This window comes from Geobacter pickeringii (assembly GCF_000817955.1).
GTDB classification, from domain to species: domain Bacteria; phylum Desulfobacterota; class Desulfuromonadia; order Geobacterales; family Geobacteraceae; genus Geobacter; species Geobacter pickeringii.
Window position 1 is genome coordinate 2077291 of sequence record NZ_CP009788.1, and the last position, 17644, is coordinate 2094934.

Annotated in this window: 15 protein-coding genes; all 15 read right to left on the reverse strand. The window is 61.4% G+C overall.

All coding sequences use genetic code 11. The features are described from left to right. Positions 1-17: 17 nt before the first annotated feature. Entirely contained in the window at positions 18-1994 is a 1977-nt protein-coding gene (locus GPICK_RS09335; protein ID WP_039742532.1) for a (Fe-S)-binding protein, read from the reverse strand. A 39-nt stretch (positions 1995-2033) separates the two neighbouring features. Further along, positions 2034-3380: an FAD-binding protein gene (locus tag GPICK_RS09340; RefSeq protein WP_039742534.1), complete on the reverse strand. Its 1347-nt coding sequence runs from the start codon at positions 3378-3380 to the stop codon at positions 2034-2036. A gap of 81 nt (positions 3381-3461) precedes the next feature. Further along, positions 3462-4274 (reverse strand): electron transfer flavoprotein subunit beta/FixA family protein, encoded by an 813-nt coding sequence (locus GPICK_RS09345; RefSeq protein ID WP_039742536.1) that lies wholly within the window; start codon positions 4272-4274, stop codon positions 3462-3464. A gap of 11 nt (positions 4275-4285) precedes the next feature. After that, positions 4286-5176, reverse strand: a complete 891-nt coding sequence (gene sucD / locus GPICK_RS09350) for a succinate--CoA ligase subunit alpha (RefSeq protein WP_039742538.1) — start codon at positions 5174-5176, stop codon at positions 4286-4288. 14 nt (positions 5177-5190) lie between these two features. Beyond that, positions 5191-6354: an ADP-forming succinate--CoA ligase subunit beta gene (gene sucC, locus GPICK_RS09355; RefSeq protein ID WP_039742540.1), complete on the reverse strand. Its 1164-nt coding sequence runs from the start codon at positions 6352-6354 to the stop codon at positions 5191-5193. 221 nt (positions 6355-6575) lie between these two features. Continuing rightward, positions 6576-8564: a heterodisulfide reductase-related iron-sulfur binding cluster gene (locus GPICK_RS09360; RefSeq protein WP_039742542.1), complete on the reverse strand. Its 1989-nt coding sequence runs from the start codon at positions 8562-8564 to the stop codon at positions 6576-6578. 49 nt (positions 8565-8613) lie between these two features. Beyond that, on the reverse strand, positions 8614-9396 hold the full coding sequence (locus GPICK_RS09365) for an enoyl-CoA hydratase/isomerase family protein (RefSeq protein ID WP_039742544.1): 783 nt from the start codon (positions 9394-9396) through the stop codon (positions 8614-8616). Positions 9397-9409: 13 nt separating this feature from the next. Further along, positions 9410-10255, reverse strand: a complete 846-nt coding sequence (locus GPICK_RS09370; RefSeq protein WP_039742546.1) for a 3-hydroxybutyryl-CoA dehydrogenase — start codon at positions 10253-10255, stop codon at positions 9410-9412. A gap of 168 nt (positions 10256-10423) precedes the next feature. Then, positions 10424-11599: a thiolase family protein gene (locus GPICK_RS09375; protein ID WP_039742548.1), complete on the reverse strand. Its 1176-nt coding sequence runs from the start codon at positions 11597-11599 to the stop codon at positions 10424-10426. A 13-nt stretch (positions 11600-11612) separates the two neighbouring features. Next, positions 11613-12791, reverse strand: a complete 1179-nt coding sequence (locus GPICK_RS09380; RefSeq protein ID WP_039742550.1) for an acyl-CoA dehydrogenase family protein — start codon at positions 12789-12791, stop codon at positions 11613-11615. Between the two features lie 143 nt (positions 12792-12934). Next, positions 12935-13396 (reverse strand): GNAT family N-acetyltransferase, encoded by a 462-nt coding sequence (locus GPICK_RS09385; RefSeq protein WP_039742551.1) that lies wholly within the window; start codon positions 13394-13396, stop codon positions 12935-12937. A 225-nt stretch (positions 13397-13621) separates the two neighbouring features. Then, complete coding sequence (locus GPICK_RS09390; protein WP_039742553.1) at positions 13622-14275, reverse strand: 2Fe-2S iron-sulfur cluster-binding protein; 654 nt, start codon at positions 14273-14275, stop codon at positions 13622-13624. Positions 14276-14286: 11 nt separating this feature from the next. Beyond that, positions 14287-16194, reverse strand: coding sequence for an NADH-ubiquinone oxidoreductase-F iron-sulfur binding region domain-containing protein (locus tag GPICK_RS09395; protein ID WP_039742555.1), 1908 nt, complete (start codon positions 16192-16194; stop codon positions 14287-14289). Between the two features lie 9 nt (positions 16195-16203). After that, entirely contained in the window at positions 16204-16656 is a 453-nt protein-coding gene (locus tag GPICK_RS09400; RefSeq protein WP_039742557.1) for a complex I 24 kDa subunit family protein, read from the reverse strand. A gap of 187 nt (positions 16657-16843) precedes the next feature. Beyond that, positions 16844-17605 (reverse strand): hydrogenase iron-sulfur subunit, encoded by a 762-nt coding sequence (locus GPICK_RS09405; protein WP_084201403.1) that lies wholly within the window; start codon positions 17603-17605, stop codon positions 16844-16846. Positions 17606-17644 lie beyond the last annotated feature (39 nt).

Here is a 17644-nt window from a genome sequence, read left to right on the forward strand (position 1 = left end):
GAGCCGGGGGATTCCCCTTACGCCATGGCCTCGGCCATGACCTCAGCAATGTCCTTCACCCGCACCTGTTCGACCCCTTCGTCCTTCAGGCCATCTTCCATCATGGTCATGCAGTAGGGGCAGCTGACGCAGAGGGTGTCGGGCTGCTGCCTGAGGGCTTCCTTCACCCGCTCGAGGTTGATCCGGCTCCCGATCTGCTCCTCCATCCACATCCGTCCACCGCCGGCACCGCAGCAGAAACCGTTCTCCTGGTTGCGCTCGAACTCGGCCGGGGCTTTTCCCGTGGCGGCCTTGAGGACGGCCCGGGGCGCCTCGAAGGTGTCGTTGTGGCGCCCCAGGTAGCAGGAGTCGTGGAAGACGACCTTCCCCTGATCGGCCTGCTTGGGGAGCTTCAGCTTACCCTGCTCCACCAGCTTTGCGATCAGCTGGCTGTGGTGGAGCACCTCGATTTCCAGCCCGTACTGCCTGTAGTCGTTCTTCAGAGTGCTGAAGCAGTGGGGGCACTGGGTGACGATCCGGGTAACCCCCCGCTCCTTGAAGAGGGCCACGTTCTCCTTGGCCATCTTGTCGAAGACGAACTCGTTCCCCAGGCGCCGCACGCTGTCGCCGCAGCACTGCTCTTCCCGCCCCAGGATCCCCCAGGAGACCCCGGCCTTGTCCAGGATCGTGGCCAGGGCAACGGTGACGTGCTTGGCGCGGCTGTCAAAGGAACCGGCGCACCCCACAAAGAAGAGGTAGTCGGTCTCCCCCGCCTTGAAGGGGCGCTCCCCCAGCTGCGCGGCCCATTTGCCACGGTCCGACGGGGCGATCCCCCAGGGGTTGCTCCGCTGCTCCATGTTCTCGAAGAGGTTCAGGAGCTCCTCGGGAAACCGCGCCTTCTCCTGCACCAGATGGCGACGCATCTTGACGATCTTCGGCATCTGCTCGATCAACACCGGGCAGACGCTCGTGCAGGCTCCGCAGGTGGTGCAGGACCAGAGCGCATCCTCGTGATTGGACCCCTCCCCTCGCGGGCCGATCAGCGGGACAATCCCACGGTCCCCCTTTTTCAGGGCCGCACCGTTATCCATGAGATTCACCTTGATATCGTGGACGATGCGGCGGGGGTTCAGGGGCTTGCCGGTGTTGTGGGCCGGGCAGAGATCCTGGCAACGGCCGCATTCGGTGCAGGAGAGGCTGTCGAGGAGATCTTTCCAGCTGAACTGCTCCACCGCGCTCACCCCGAAGCGGTTCCCCTTCTTGAACTCTTCCCGGGGCTGGACATTGGGCTTCTCCAGGCTGCGGAAATAGCAGTTGGGTATGGCGGTAAGTATGTGCATATGCTTGCTGCGCGGAAGGAAGTTCATGAAGAGGAGCAGCACCACTGCGTGCACCCACCACGAGACGGCGGCGACATTCTCAAGGGGAATACCGGTGCTACCGTTCAAAAGGGCGGCCACCGCAGACGAGACAGGCTTCCAGCTCCCCGCCTGCCCCATGGCGATCTGGGCGGCGTTCAGGAGGAAGAAGGCGATCATGAGGGTGGCGATCATGGCCAGAATGAGGAGGGCTTCGCCGCTCCGGGCCGAGGTGTAGTCGTTCCCCAGGTACGCAGGAGGGAAGAGGACCCTCCGCACAAAGGCAATCACCACGCTGACCAGAGCCACCAGCGACACGATGTCGAAGATGAACTCAAGGCCATGGTGGATCGGGGCCGGCAGGGCGGCCAGGCTGAAGCCGGGAAAGAGCCCCTCCAGGAGGAACGCCCCGTTGGCAATCAGAAGGAGCATGAACGCCCAGAAGAGGAAAAAGTGGTTGAACCCGTAGGGGCGCGTCAGGACCCGTTTCTGGCCGAAGGCATAGGAGAACATCCCTGCCAGCCGCTCGCCGGGATTGTCGAAGCGGTCTTCCGCACTACCGATGGCCACCAGCTGCAGGCGCTGGTAGCAGCTGAAGCAGAAGGTCGCGACGGCGACCACGAAGAGCGGAATGAAGAGCGAGTGATTGATTGCCATGATGCACCTCTCAAACGATAACGCGATGACGGTGGAGGATCAGACCGCGACCCGGTCGGGGATTATGCCGCCCCGTTGCCCCTTCAGACTGCGCACCTTGCGGATGATTGAAGGCACGATCTGGAAGAGATCGCCCACAATGCCATAGGTGGCCACCTGGAAGATGGGGGCCTCGGGGTCGCGGTTGATGGCGATGATGACGTCCGAGTCCTGCATCCCTACCAGGTGTTGGATGGCGCCGGAAATGCCGCAGGCGACGTAGATCTTGGGGCGGACGGTCTTGCCGGTCTGCCCCACCTGGCGGCTGTGGGGCATCCAGCCGGCATCGACGGCGCTTCTCGATGCGCCGACCACCCCGCCCAGCTCGTCGGCCAGCTCCTGGATCATGGCGAAGTTCTCCTTGTTCATGAGGCCCCGCCCCCCGGAGACGATGATCTCGGCGCCGGCGATGTCGATGTCTTTTCCCCCCTTATCGCTCAGGACCTCGATCACCTTGACCAGCACATCCTCCTCTCGCAGGTCGAAGGTCTCCCGCACCACTTCCCCGGTCCTTCCCGCCTGGAACTCGGGCATGGGCATGACGTGGGGACGGACCGTGGACATCTGGGGCCGGAACCGGTCGCACATGATGGTGGCCATGATGTTGCCGCCAAAGGCGGGGCGGGTCTGCATGAGGTTGCGCTTGTCGTCGATGCCAAGCCCCGTGCAGTCGGCGGTGAGGCCGGTCTGGACCACCGTGGCCACGGCACCTGCCAGGTCACGCCCCTGGCCGGTGGCCCCCATGAGGATGATCTCGGGCCGGTGCTTGTACACCAGGTGGCAGATGGCGTCGGTGTAGGGCTTGGTCCGGTAGTTGGCGAATACGGGGGCGTCGAGGATGATGGCCTTGTCGGCCCCGTAGCCGAACGCCTCGTCACAGAGGTGCCCGACGTTGTGGCCGATGATGACCGCGGAGAGCTCCACGCCGAGGCTCTCGGCCAGCTGCCCCCCCGCCCCGAGGAGCTCCCAGGAGACCTTGGCCGCCTCGCCGTCGTACTGCTCGATGAAGACCCAGACGCCACGGTAGCTGGCGAGCATCGCCCGCAGCTTCTTCTCCCCTTCGTCCACCTCCTCCTCGACGGCCCCGTGCTGCGTATCCCACTGCTTCAGCAGTTCCAGTTCCTCGGGAGTGTAGAACATCTCCAGGGCGCCGGCCGCGCAAACCTTGACGCACTTGGCGCAGCCGATGCACTTCTCCACCAGCACCGACGGCTCGCCGGCGGCATTCATCTCGATGCCATCCACGGGGCAGGAACTCTCGCACCGGGCGCCACAGGCGATACATTTACCCTCGAGAATGCGGGCTTTGCCGCGGGGTTTTTTGATTGGCTTTTTCGTTTCAGTCATTGTCATTCCCCCGTAGGGGCGCTGCGTGCCGCGCCCTTGTTCACGATGATTCGGACGCAGCAAACAGCGCCGCTGCACATCTCACACCGCCAAGAGATCCTTGCTGAGCAGCTTTTCGATCAGGAGGTTGGCCGTCCCGTCCGGATCCCCCACACCGTCACCGATGATCTCCCCCTTGTCCCGCTCGGGAGAGAAGATCTTGCTGACCCAGGTAGGGGACCCTTTGAGCCCCACCGTCTCCACATCCAGTTTGAGGACCGCGTTGTCCCAGACCTTGACCTCCACATCCTCGGCCTCCAGGCGCATCGGCACCGTGGGGTAGCGGGGACGGTTCAACTCCCGCACCACGGTGATCATGACCGGGAGCGGTGCCTCCACGATCTCGTGTCGCCCTTCCAGCTTGCGCCGCACCCGGATGACCTTCCGGTTCAGGTCGAGATGCTCGATCCGGTCCACCAGGGTCAACTGGGTGAACCCGAGGCGGGTGGCGATGCCGGGACCCACCTGGGCCGTGTCGCCGTCGATGGTCTGCTTGCCGCAGAAGACGATCCCCACCTCTTCCTGGGCTCCCAGCCTCTCGATGGCCGCCGAGAGAACCTTGCTGGTGGAGAGGGTGTCGGCCCCGCCGAAAGCGCGGTCGGAGAGGAGGATCGCCTCGTCGACCCCGAGAGCGCAGGCCTTTCTGAGGGTGGCCACGGTGTTGGGTGGACCCATGGAGATGGCCACCGGCCGCAGGCCGTAGCGGTCCTTGAGGTTCAGACTTTCCTCCAGGGCATGGGTGTCGTAGGGGTTGACGATGAAGGGGATCCCTTCCCGAACCAGGGTATTGGTCACGGGGTCGATCTTTACCTGGGTGGTGTCGGGCACCTGTTTGATGCAGGAGATCACGAGCATGGATTTTCTCCTTAGACCGCTATTTTAAGCCCGTCGGGCTTGTATACCTTCAAAAGGGCCTTGGCCATGTCGGCCGGGCTTTGGGCCACGCTGATGCCGCACTCCTCCAGAATGGCGACCTTTTCCGTGGCCGTCCCCTTGCCGCCGGCGATGATGGCGCCGGCATGCCCCATACGCTTGCCCGGAGGGGCGGTGACCCCGGCGATGTAGGCGGCCACCGGCTTGGTCATGTACTCCTTGACGAAGCGGGCCCCCTCTTCCTCGGAGTTGCCGCCGATCTCGCCGATCATGATGACTGCCTCGGTGTCCGGGTCCTCCTCGAACATCCGGAGGACATCCACGTGGTTGGTGCCGTTCACCGGGTCGCCCCCGATGCCGACGCAGGTGGACTGCCCCAGCCCCACGTTGGTGAGCTGCCAGACCGCCTCATAGGTGAGGGTGCCGGAGCGGGAGACGACCCCCACCTTCCCCGGCTTGTGGATGTAGCCGGGCATGATGCCGATCTTGCACTGGCCGGGAGTGATGACGCCGGGGCAGTTGGGACCCACGAGCCGGGTCTTTTTCCCCTGCATGTACTGCTTCACCTTGACCATGTCGAGGACGGGAATTCCCTCGGTGATGCAGATGGCGAGCTCGATGCCGGCGTCCACCGCCTCCATGATGGCGTCGGCCGCGAAGGGCGGCGGCACGTAGATGACCGAGGCGGTGGCGCCGGTCTGGTTGACCGCATCCCTCACCGTATCGTAGACGGGGAAGCCGTCGATGACGGTCCCCCCTTTGCCGGGGGTGACCCCTCCCACCATCTGGGTGCCGTACTCCCGGGCCCCCTGGGCGTGAAAGAGGCCGGTGGCGCCGAGGCCCTGGGTGATGACTTTCGTGTCTTTATTGATAAGAATGCTCATCTTCTCTCCCCTCCTCAGGCGGCAACGGCCTGGACGATTTTTTGTGCTCCGTCAGCCATGCCGTCGGCGGCCACGATATTGAGCCCGCTCTCGGACAGAAGCTGCTTGCCGAGGGCCACGTTGGTCCCTTCGAGCCGTACCACCAGGGGCACCTGGAGGGATACCTGCCGGGCCGCCTCGATGACGCCGGTGGCGATGACGTCGCACTTCATGATGCCGCCGAAGATGTTGACGAAGATCCCCTTCACGTTCTTGTCGGAGAGGATGATCTTGAAGGCCTCGGTGACCCGCTCGATGGTGGCCCCGCCCCCCACGTCCAGGAAGTTGGCGGGCTCGCCGCCGGAGAATTTGATGATGTCCATGGTGGCCATGGCCAGACCGGCGCCGTTTACGAGGCAGCCGATGTTGCCGTTCAGGGAGACGTAGGAGAGGTCGTGCTGGGAGGCCTCCACTTCGTTGGGGTCCTCCTCGTCGTAGTCGCGCATGTCGGCGATCTGCAGGTGCCGGAAGATGGCGTTGTCGTCAAAGCCGAATTTGGCGTCGAGACAGAGAAGGTCTCCCTCTTTCGTGACGACCAGCGGGTTTATTTCCAGGAGCGAGCAGTCGCAGGCGATGAAGGTGGTGTAGAGGTTTTCCAGGAGCTTCTGCGCCTTGGCGGTCAGTTTACCCGTGAGCCCCAGGCTGAATGCGAGGTTGCGGCACTGGAAGGGGGTCAGCCCCACCAGCGGGTCGATGGCTTCCTTGAAGATCTTCTCCGGGGCCTTTTCCGCCACCTCCTCGATGTCCATGCCACCCTCGGTGGAGGCCATGACCGTCACCCTGGAGGTGGTCCGGTCCACCAGAAGACTCACATACAGCTCCCGGTCGATGTTGCAGCCGTTTTCCACCAGGACCCGGGTGACGACCTTCCCGTCGGGGCCGGTCTGGTGGGTCCGCAGCGTCATGCCGAGCATGTTGCGGGCGATGAGCTGGACTTCCTCATTGGTGCGGGCCAGCTTCACCCCCCCACCCTTGCCGCGGCCCCCGGCGTGGATCTGGGCCTTCACCACCCAGGGACCGTCTCCGAGACGCTTCGCCCATTCACGGGCGCTGGCGCCGTTATAGCAGACGTGCCCGTCCGGAACGGGTACGCCGAATCTGCGAAGGATTGCTTTTGCCTGGTATTCGTGGATGTTCATCCGTTTCCTCCCGCGAGTCAGTTTTTAATTCCCGCATCACAGTACCAATTTATGCAATACGGTACTTCTATACCAATTTGTTGGCAAGCAAAAACGTTCCTCGTTTCACGGCGGCATGTGGAAGTGGCCATCCGTACAGCAGAGGGCAAGATGTATTCGATCTGGTTCCTCGCCTACTATCATCAGTGTTCTCCGGTTATGCGGTACATCCGCTCATCTTCTCAGCCAAGCCTTTCCACCAGGATTTCGGCGATATCCCGCGGCACGAGCTTCCCTTCCAGCTCCGCCCCCTTGATCCCGTCCTCGAACATGGTGAGGCAGAAGGGACAGTTGGAAACGAGGGTTCCCGTTCCGGTTTCCGCCGCCATCAGGGCGCGCTTCCCGCTGATCCGGCTCCCCAGCTTCTCCTCGGCCATGATCCGCCCGCCGCCGGCACCACAGCAGAACCCCTCCGCCCTGGAGCGATCCATCTCGCGAATGGTGCCGCCCGCCGCCGCCACCAGGGCCCGGGGCTCCTCGTAGAGGTCATTGTGGCGGCCGATGTAGCAGGAGTCGTGGTAGGTGCAGTCGAAGGCGTCACCCTTCACCTTCAGTTTCCCTTCCTGAACGAGACGGTTCAGGAAGGTGGTGTAGTGTTCGGTCTCGACGGTGAAGCCCAGATCCCGGTAGTCTTTGGTCAGGGTATTGAAGCAGTGGGGACAGGCGGTGACGACCTTCTTCACCTTGTAGGACTCCATGGTCTCGATGTTCTCGGTGGCCATGGCCTGGTAGAGGTATTCGTTCCCCAGCTTGCGCATGGGCTCACCGCAGCACTTCTCCTCCTTGCCGAGGATCCCCACCTTGACCCCGGCGGCGGCGCAGAGTTGAACGAAGCTTGTGGCAACCTTGATGTTGCGCTTGTCGAAGGAGGCGTAGCAGCCGACAAAGTAGAGGATGTCCACGTCGGCGTCATCGGCCAGACGGGTGACCGGCAGCCCGTCGGCCCAGTCTCCCCGGGAGGCGAACGCCATCCCCAGGGGGTTGCCGTTCACCTCGGTATTGTCCATGGCCACCATGACCTCTTCGCCGGGGAATTCCCCTTCCATGAGCACCATGTTGCGGCGCATGTCCACGATCTTGTTCACATGCTCGATGCTGGCGGGACAGATCTCCTGACAGGCCCGGCAGGTGGTGCAGGACCAGAGGGCGTCCTTGCTCACGGTCTCGATCAGGTTCGCGTCCGGATTGGCGCAGGCCACCTCCCCCAGCTGATTGATGACCTTCATGGGCGACAGGGGCTTGTCGGTGTTGTGGGCCGGGCAGCGGTCCTGGCAGCGCTTGCACTTGGTGCAGGCGTCGGTGTCGAAGATGTCTTTCCAGGTCAGATCCTTGATCTGGGCGGCGCCAAAGCTCTCGGCGTCCTCGCTCTCCATGTTGAGGGTGACCAGGGCCCCCTTGGGACCGAGATCGGCCAGGAAGTAGTTGGCGCTGGTGGTGAGGATGTGCCGGAACTTGGTGAAGGGAATGGAGCAGATGAAACCGATGACCAGGAAGAAATGAAACCACCACATTCCCTGGTGCAGGGCGCGGAGGGAACTCTCACCCATGCTGGAAAGCCCCTTGGCCACCACGAGGCCCACGGGCGACCACGCCGCCAGGGCCATATTGTTAGGCAGCTCAGTCACGGCCATCCGGGCACCTTCGATGACAAAGCCGGTGATGAGAATGGCGAAGAGGAGGCCGTGCATGATGGCGTCGTCGCGGGTGGTTTCAAGCCCCTCGGGGCGGACCAGATAGCGGCGGACGAAGAACCCGGCCAGCATGGCGATGGCAACGAGGCCGGCAATATCGAGCACTGCCGAGAAGATGAGGTAGAAGTCCCCGTGGAGGAAACGGAAGCCGAAGAGGAGATCGGTGAAGTCGGCCTGGGCAGCCACGAAACAGGTGCCGATGAAGAGAAGGAAGAATCCCCAGAAGAAAAACCCGTGGGCAAAACCCGGCCCCTTGACCTTCAGCACTCTGCTCTGCAGCAGGACGTTCTTCAGGAGTTGGCCTATACGCACGCTTCGCTGGTCAAAACGGTTCAGGGGCTTTCCCTGTTTGTAGATATTCAGCCGCTGTAACCCGCTTCGCACCACGAATCCCAGTGCAGCGAAGGTAAAAAGATACATCGGAATCAGGACCGATGCCCCGTGGCCGATATTCCAGTAGAGTTCGCGGGTAGCTTCCATGGCTCAATCTCCAAAAAAGGGTTGGTGGTTCACATCACTGTCAGTCTGTTCAGGTGCCGGTAAAGCTCGGTTTCCGCTTTTCGACAAAGGCTCCCATCCCTTCCTTCTGGTCGCGGGAGGCGAAGAGGGAAGCGAAGAGAACCGACTCGTAGTCCATGCCGTCGGCCTCCGCCATATCGAGGCCCCGGCGGACGGCTTCCTTGGCATGGGCCACACCCAGGAGGCCATTGCTGGCAATCCGGCCGGCCGTTTCAAGGGCCTTTCCCACCAGCTCCGCGAGTGGGAAGACGGCGTTGACGATCCCCCACTCCTTCGCTTCGGCGGCAGTCAGCATCTTTCCGGTGAAGATCAGCTCGTTGGCCCGGCTGCGCCCCAGGAGCCGGCCGAACTTCTGGGAACCGCCGAACCCGGGCATGATGCCGAGGGTCACCTCCGGCAGCCCCATTTTGGCGTTTTCCGAGGCGTAGATGAAATCGCAGGCCAGGGCCAGCTCCATCCCTCCCCCAAGCGCAAAACCGTTGACGGCGGCGATGACCGGCTTGGGCATGGTGCCGATGAAGTTCACCAGCTTCTGCCCCGTGCGGGCGAACACCAAGGCCTGCTGGGCGTCCATGACCGCCATCTCGGCGATATCGGCGCCGGCGACAAAAGCCTTCTCGCCACTGCCGGTAATGACGATCACCTTGACTGCCTGGTTGGCGTTCAGAGCTTCGAAGGTTTCCTGCAGCTCGGCGATCACCGAGGTGTGGAGGGCGTTCAGCACCTTGGGCCGGTTGATGGTCAGAAGGGCCACACCGTCTTTTATGTCAACAAGCAGATTCTCGGTTCCCATGGCAACTCCCCCCTCAGTAGGTGTAGAATCCCCGCCCCGTCTTGCGTCCCAGGTACCCGGCCTCCACCATCTTGACCAGGAGCGGGCAGGGGCGGTACTTGCTGTCCTTGAACCCTTCGTGGAGGACGTTCATGATGGCGAGACAGGTGTCAAGGCCGATGAAATCAGCCAGGGTCAGGGGCCCCATGGGCTGATTGGTGCCGAGCTTCATCCCCTTGTCGATGTCCTCCACCGTGGCGATTCCCTCGAAGAGGGCAAAGGCCGCCTCGTTGATCATGGGGATGAGGATGCGGTTGACGATGAAGCCGGGATAGTCGGCGGATACCGCCGTCTCCTTGCCGAGTTTTGCCACGAGGGCCGTGGTGGCGGCAAAGGTCTCGTCGCTGGTGGCGAGCCCCCGGATCACCTCCACCAGCTGCATGACCGGCACAGGGTTCATGAAGTGCATCCCGATGACCTTGTCGGGCCGTCCGGTCACTGCCGCAATGCGGGTAATGGGTATCGACGAGGTGTTGGAGGCGAGGATCGCCCCCGCTTTCACGATTCCGTCAAGCTTCCTGAATATCTCAAGCTTCAGGGCTTCTTTCTCGGTCACCGCCTCGATGGCCATATCGCAGTCGGCCAAGTCCTCCATGGCCTGGGTGGTGCGGATGCGCCCCATAATTGCCGGGATAGCGGCGCTTTCCAGCTGCCCCTTCTTGGCCTGGCGCTCCAGGTTCTTTTCGATGCCTGAAACGGCCTTGGCAAGCTGCGCCTCGGCGATATCGAAAAGCACCACCTCTATTCCCTGCTGGGCCAGCACATGTGCGATGCCGCTTCCCATCTGCCCGGCGCCGAGTACTCCCGCTTTATTGATCATGAACTGCCTCCAGAAAATCATTCTCACCACAGAGACACAGAGGCACAGAGAAAAGCGTTTGAATCGTTACACTTTATGAAAGGCCAAATTAAATCATGCAATACGGTGTTGAACCTGTGCTTATTGCCTTTGAATTTCTCTGTGTCTCCGTGTCTCAGTGTTTTAATCCTAGACCCGCTCAAAGATTGCCGCCACCGCTTCGCCGCCGCCAATACAAAGCGTGGCGAGGCCGTAGCGGGCCTGGCGCCGGTGCAGCTCCCGAACCAGGGTAGCGGTCAGGCGCCCGCCGCTTGCCCCCAGGGGATGGCCGATGGCCACGGCCCCGCCGTTGACGTTGACCTTTTCCGGATCGAGCCCCAGCTGCCGGATGGCAAGCATGGTCACGGCTGCAAAGGCTTCGTTGATCTCGAAGAGGTCTATATCACTGGCTTTGAGTCCTGCCTTGGCAAGGGCCTTTTCGATGGCCCCCACCGGTGCCTCGGTGAACTGATCCGGATGCTGGCTGTTGGAAGCAGAGGCCACCAGCCGGGCCTTGGGCTTGAGGCCGTATTTCTTCACCGCCTCCCCGCTGGCCAGAAGCGTCAGGGCTGCGCCGTCGTTGATGGTGGAGGCGTTGCCGGCGGTGACGGTGCCGTCTTTCTTGAAGGCGCCACGCAGTCCGGTGAGTTTGTCGAAGTCCACCTTGAACGGCTCTTCGTCGTCGCTGACGGTCACGTCCCCCTTGCGTCCCTTCTTGATCACCGGGACGATCTCATCCCGGAAGACCCCTTCCTTTACCGCTGCCTGGGCCTTCTGGTAGGAGCGCAGGGCAAAGGCATCCTGGTCGGCGCGGGAGATGCCGTGCTTCTCGGTGGTGGCCTCGGCGATGACTCCCATGTGATTGCCGCTGTAGGGGTCCGTGAGGCCGTCATGGACCAGCAGGTCGATCAGCTCGCCATTCCCCATGCGGTACCCGTAGCGCCCCTTGCCAAGCACGTAGGGGGCCAGGGACATGTTCTCCATGCCGCCGGCAATGACCACATCGGCTTCGCCGAGGCGGATGGAGCCGGCGCCGAGCATGAGGGCCTTGAGGCCGCTGCCGCAGACCTTGTTGATGGTCATGGCGGGGATGGAGTCGGGGAGTTCGGCGTAGCGCATGGCCTGGCGGGCCGGGGCCTGCCCGGCACCCCCCGCGAGAACCTGGCCGATGATTACCTCGTCCACCCCTTCAGCTGGGAGGCCGGAGCGCTGGAGCAGCTCCCGGATGACGGTTGCGGCCAGGCGCGGCGCCGCCACCTCGGACAACTCCCCCCCGAAAGACCCCAGGGGGGTGCGCAACGATTCGATTACGTAGACTTCGTTCATGGACGTTCGCTCCTTACCGGAAGGCCGAGATGCCGGTGACTTTTTCGCCGATGATCAGGAGGTGCATGTCGTGGGTCCCCTCGTAGGTGTAGACCGCCTCCAGGTTGTTGGCATGGCGCATGATCGGATACTCGCTCATGATGCCGTTGGCACCCATGATCGTGCGGGCGGTGCGGCAGATGTTGATGGCCACGTGGACGTTGTTCATCTTGGCCATGGAAACCTGAGCCGGGCTGTAGTTCCCCTGGTCCTTGAGGCGGCCAAGCTGCATGACGAGGAGCTGCCCCTTGGTAATCTCGGTGACCATCTCGGCCAGCTTCCGCTGCTGGAGCTGATAGGAGGCGATGGGCTTATCGAACTGGATCCGGCTGAGGGCGTACTCGAGAGCGGCCTGGTAGCAGGCGTCGGCGGCACCCAGGGCTCCCCAGGCGATGCCGTAGCGGGCCTGGGTGAGGCACCCGAGGGGTCCCTTCAGACCCTTGACGTTGGGGAGGAGGCTCTTTTCTTCATCGACGATGACATCCTCGAAAACGAGCTCGGAGGTGACGGAAGCCCGCAGGCTCCACTTGCCGTGCATTTTCGGGGCGGAGAAGCCGGGGGTCCCCTTTTCCACCAGGAAGCCCCTGATGCCGTCGTCGGTCCTGGCCCAGACCACGGCCACATCGGCGACGCTGCCGTTGGTGATCCACATCTTGGAGCCGTTGATCCGCCACTTGCCGTTCCCTTCCCGCACGGCGTTGGTGCGCATGCCGGCCGGGTTGGAGCCGAAGTCCGGCTCGGTCAGGCCGAAGCAGCCGATCTTCTCGCCGGCGGCAAGCTTGGGAAGCCAGTACTCTTTCTGTGCCTCGCTGCCGTAGGCGTAGATGGGATACATGACCAGGGAGCCCTGGACCGACGCAAAGCTTCTGAGGCCCGAGTCGCCGCGCTCCAGTTCGTACATCAGGAGGCCGTAGGCCACGTTGGAAAGTCCGGCGCAGCCGTACTTCTCGGGAAGATTCGGACCGTAGAACCCGAGCTCGCCCATTTTGGGTATCAGGTCACTGGGAAAGGTCTCGTTCAGGGCGTGCTCTTCGATAATCGGCAGCACCTCGTCATTGACGAACTTGCGGGCAGTCTCGCGGACGAGTTTCTCCTCATCGGTTAGAAGCCCCTGAAACCCCATGTAATCGGTCAATTCTGTCGTCACACTCATTGTTGTCTCCTTTCAGGCCTTTCCCAGGCAGTTTGTATATGGTTTGCCCTATCTCCATTCAACAATAAAACGCCGTTCACTTCAAGCAAATAAGTACTTAAATACCAATTTCAAGTCAAGAAAATTTTATCGATTTGTAAAAATTAATCTTTTGCAGCAGAAACCAAACTACTTTCAAGCTCTACATATCTGCCGGAAGATAGCCCCTGGTTGCGGAAGAACGACAACGTCAGCTTGTTGTCACGCTCTACCATAGTGCGGATGGCGGCGGCCCCGGCGGCCTTCAGACATTTACATATCTCCTCAAACATACGTTGGCCAACCCCCATCTTCCGGTGCCGTGACGACACCGAAAGCGCGAAGACCCATCCGCATGGAGTAGAGCCAAATTCCCATGCCCGGACTTCACCGACGATAAACCCGACGAATTTGTCACTGATTTCGGCTACGAGGAAATGACAGCCATTGTGTCCACAGTTCACGTAGTGCTCGAAGATACCGTTCCAATAGGCTTGTTTTTCCGCCACAGGGGTCGTATCGTCCAAAGCGATTACCGCTTCAAGATCGGACGGCATGGCATTGCGGATAAAAATCTGTTCTTTCATACAAGTATCCAAAACTCAATTTTTTATTATAGTATTTTAGTACCATAATACGCTTATATCATCAAGCTGTTTAATGCAAAAAATGGAGGGGCGAGAGTCCGGCAGGAAAATGCAAAGGCGGCAGGGAATCCCTACCGCCTTTGCTTGTGACGTTGCCGCTCATGGAGCCGCTCGGGTTGTTGGGGACGTTGAGCAGCGCAATCGTCCTCGCCTTGAAGGCAGATACTACCCGACCTTATTCTCCGGTGCGGAACTACACGAACATGAACACCCACACCCGCCAGCGCTTTCCTCCTCCGGCGCGATCAGCGCACCGGCCAGCACGTATGCCGCCTGCAGCGCCGAGGTGGGACAGAGCGGGAAACACTCCTTGCAGTCCCAGCATTCCTTGGCGGCTATTTCTGGAATGAAGCTTATCTCCCGGTTCGACCCCCGGTCGACAAAGCCCACGGCGTTCTTCTTCTTGATCTCGGCGCAGTACCTGACACAGAGACCACAGTGGATGCAGAAGGAGGGATGCTTGTCGAAACGCTCCCGATCAGCCCCGTATTCCGCCGCCAGGGCCTGCAGTGGTTCGGCATCGGGAGCGTGGGCCAGCATCTCCTCAAGGAGCACCTTGCGGATCTTGTCAATCTTCTCGCTCCTGGTTCTTACCACCAGCCCCTTCTCGACCGGGTAGATGCAGCCGGCGACCAGCTTCGGCCACCCGCGGACTTCCACTTCCACGGTGCATATGCGGCACCCGCCATAGGGCTCCAGCTTCTCGTGGTGGCACAGCGTGGGGATTGATATGCCTACGGACCTGGCCGCATCCAGAATGGTCATCCCTTCGGTTGCGACCACCTCTTTCCCATCAATCTGCAACGTGATTTCGCTCATGGTTATCTCTCTCAGGCAATGGCTCGTTTATCTTCAGGGATCGGGGCCGGAACCGGTTCGCCGGAAATCTTCCGCACCGCGCCGAAGCGAGACGGGCAGACGTCGAAACAGGTTCCGCACTTCGTGCACTTTTCCTGGTCGATGATATGAATCAGCTTCTTGCCGCCGTGGATCGCCTCGGCGGGGCACTGTCTGAAACAGCTGCCGCAGGCCTTGCACTTCTCCGGATCGATATGGAAGGCAATCATCTCCTTGCACGAGAGGGCCGGGCATTTCTTGTCCCTGATGTGGGCCTCGTACTCTTCCCGGAAGTAGCGGATGGTGCTGAGGACCGGGTTGGGAGCACTCTTGCCCAGGGCGCAGAGGGCCGCTCCCGTGGACTCGGCCAGCTCCTCCAGTAGCTCGATGTCACCCTCTTTACCCTTGCCGGTGGTGATGTTGGTGAGGACCCTCAGCATCTGCCTGATCCCCTCCCGGCACGGCGTGCACTTGCCGCACGATTCATCCTTGAGGAAGTCGATGAAGTACCGGGCGATATCGACCATGCAGGTATCTTCATCCATGACGATCATGCCGCCGGAACCCATCATGGATCCCGCCTTGGTCAGCTCGTCGAAATCCACCGGCAGGTCCAGCATCGCCTCGGGGATGCAGCCGCCGGAGGGGCCGCCGGTCTGCACGGCTTTGAACTTCTTGCCTCCCGGGATGCCGCCGCCGATGTTCTCGATAATGTTCCTGACCGTGACCCCCATGGGGACTTCCACCAGGCCCGTGTTGGTGATCTTCCCCACCAGGGAGAAGATCTTGGTCCCCTTGCTCCCCTCGGTGCCGTACGAGGTGAACCAGTCGGCCCCCTTGGTGATGATCTGGGGAACGTTGGCCCAGGTCTCCACGTTGTTCAGGACACTCGGGTGGTCCCAGACCCCCTTGACGGCGGTATGGATGTACTTGGGTCGCGGCTCGCCGGCACGCCCCTCCAGTGCCGTCATGAGTGCCGATGATTCGCCGCAGACAAAGGCGCCGGCTCCCATGTGGACCTTGACGGTGAAATCGAAGCCCGACCCGAGGATGTCCTTCCCCACAAACCCGCGCTCCGCCGCCTGCCGGATGGCGAGGTTGATGTTCTCAACGGCCAGGGGGTATTCCTGGCGGACGTAGATGAACCCCTCGTGGGCGCCGACCGCATAGGCGCCGATGATCAGCCCTTCGAGGATCGAGTGGGGATTCCCCTCGATGAGTGCCCGGTCCATGAAGGCGCCGGGGTCACCCTCGTCGGCGTTCACGATCACGTACTTGATCGGGTCCGGGGCATTGCGGGATTCCTCCCACTTTCTCCAGGCGGGGAAGCCGCCCCCTCCCCTACCCCGCAGGTTCGACTTCTTGATCTCCCCCATCACATCTTCCGGAGTCATCTCGAAGAGCACCTTGGAGAGGGCCGCGTAGCCGCCGATGGCAAGATAGTCGTCGATTCTCTTGGAATCGATTTTGATGTTCTCGCTGAGGATGTTCCGCTGCTGGTTCTTGTAGTAGGGGATATCCGACTCCCGCAGCGCCCTGGTCCCCGTTGCCGGGTCCTCATAGAGGAGGCGGTCCACCACCTTCTTCTCCTTGATGGTGTGGGAGACGATCTCGGCAACGTCCTCGGGCTTCACCTTGAGGTAGCAGATCCCCTCGGGGTAGATCATCACGATGGGCCCGCGCTCGCAAAAGCCGGGACAGCCGGTTCCCTTGGTGTTCACTTCGGTCGTCAGGCCATGGAATTCGAGCTCCGTCTTGAAGGCCGCGATGACCTCGGCGGCCCCGGAGGCGAGGCAGCCGGCCCCGGCGCACACCGAAATACACGGCTTGGTCGGGTCAATGCGGGAGACGATTTCCTTCCTGGCGCATTCCAATTTTTCAGGGGAGTTCAACCTTGTCATAAATCACCCTTACTCGCAGTTATTCAGCACGGATGCAATTTGGGACGGAGCGATGTTGCCGTGGTGCTTGCCGTTCACTTCCATTACCGGCCCCAGGGCGCAGCAACCGAGGCAGTTAACCGTCTCGACGCTGAACTTCAGGTCGGAGTCCGTCTCGCCGGGCTTGACGCCGGTCACTTCCTGCACCGTGTCGAGAACCCGCTGGGCGCCGCGGACGTGGCAGGCGGTGCCCATGCAGACGTGGACCTGATGGCGCCCCTTCGGCACGAGGCTGAAGGCCTTGTAAAACGTGGCAATGTGCGTGATGCGGCTCATGGGCACCTGCAGTCTCTCACAGACCCTTTTCAGCGCCTCCTTGGGCAACCAATTGTGCTCGCTCTGGATATCCAGCAGGATCTGTATGAGCGAACTGGCTTCACCGTCATGCTTGTCAATGATTTGGTCTATTCTTGAGATATCCATGGTCGCCTTCCTTTTCTTCCGAGGCACTTGCAAAACTATTGCGGGTCCGGTCTGCGTTGTTGCCGCTCGCTCGAAAGCTCAACGTACCGACGGGTACGCCTCGCTTCCTCGCTCGCTTGCGCCTAGCATCCCGGCCTCCTCATCACGTTTTGCAAGTGCCTCTTCTTTAGTCCGCATCCGCTTCTTGTCAGGCCAGGGCGTAACACTTCAACCCTTCGTCGAACCTGACCAGCCCGTGCATCGTCGCACTCTTTAAATGCCGTGATACTTCAGATGCATTCATGCCGAGAGTTTTTACGATTTCGCCGGTGTTAAGGGGCTTCTGCTGCAAAAGGAGCGTAATCTGGCTTACTGCCAGCTTGTTCGCCACCAGTTCGTCAAAGAGCTTTTTCAGCTCATCACTGGCGAAGAAATCAGTGTACTCCTGCTCCGTCTTGAAGCGCTGCCGCAGCCGTTCCCGTTCCACCAGCTTGATGTAGGGGACCAGTTTGTTGGCCGCTTCCAGCCTGAGCTTCAGGGCGCCCGCCTCTATCCCCTCCCCTTTGCCCAGCGGCCCCAGCTCCTTCAGCCGCTTGCCGAAGTCGTTCATCACCTCGGCGTAGCGCATTCCTTCCGAGGCGGCGATCCATTCGAGCCTCAACCTGTCGGGATTGATCCCGATCCGTTCCAGGATCTTCTTGGCGATATGCACGTTCTTCAGCACATCGTAGTTGCCTTCGGTAACATAGTGGCATTCGCCGGGCCAGCAACCGCCGATGAACACCCCGTCCGCCCCCTTGGCGAAGGCCCGCAGCACGAAGGCGAGATCGACTCTGCCGGTACACATTACGCGGATAATCTTTGTTTCAGTTGTATATTGCAGTCTGGAAACTCCAGCCAGGTCGGCAGCGCCGTACGCTCACCATGTACACAGAAAACCGACTACGCTGGGTTTATGATCGGTACTCATCTGTACTCTCCTTCCCGGGCAACAGCCGCTGCCCCTGGT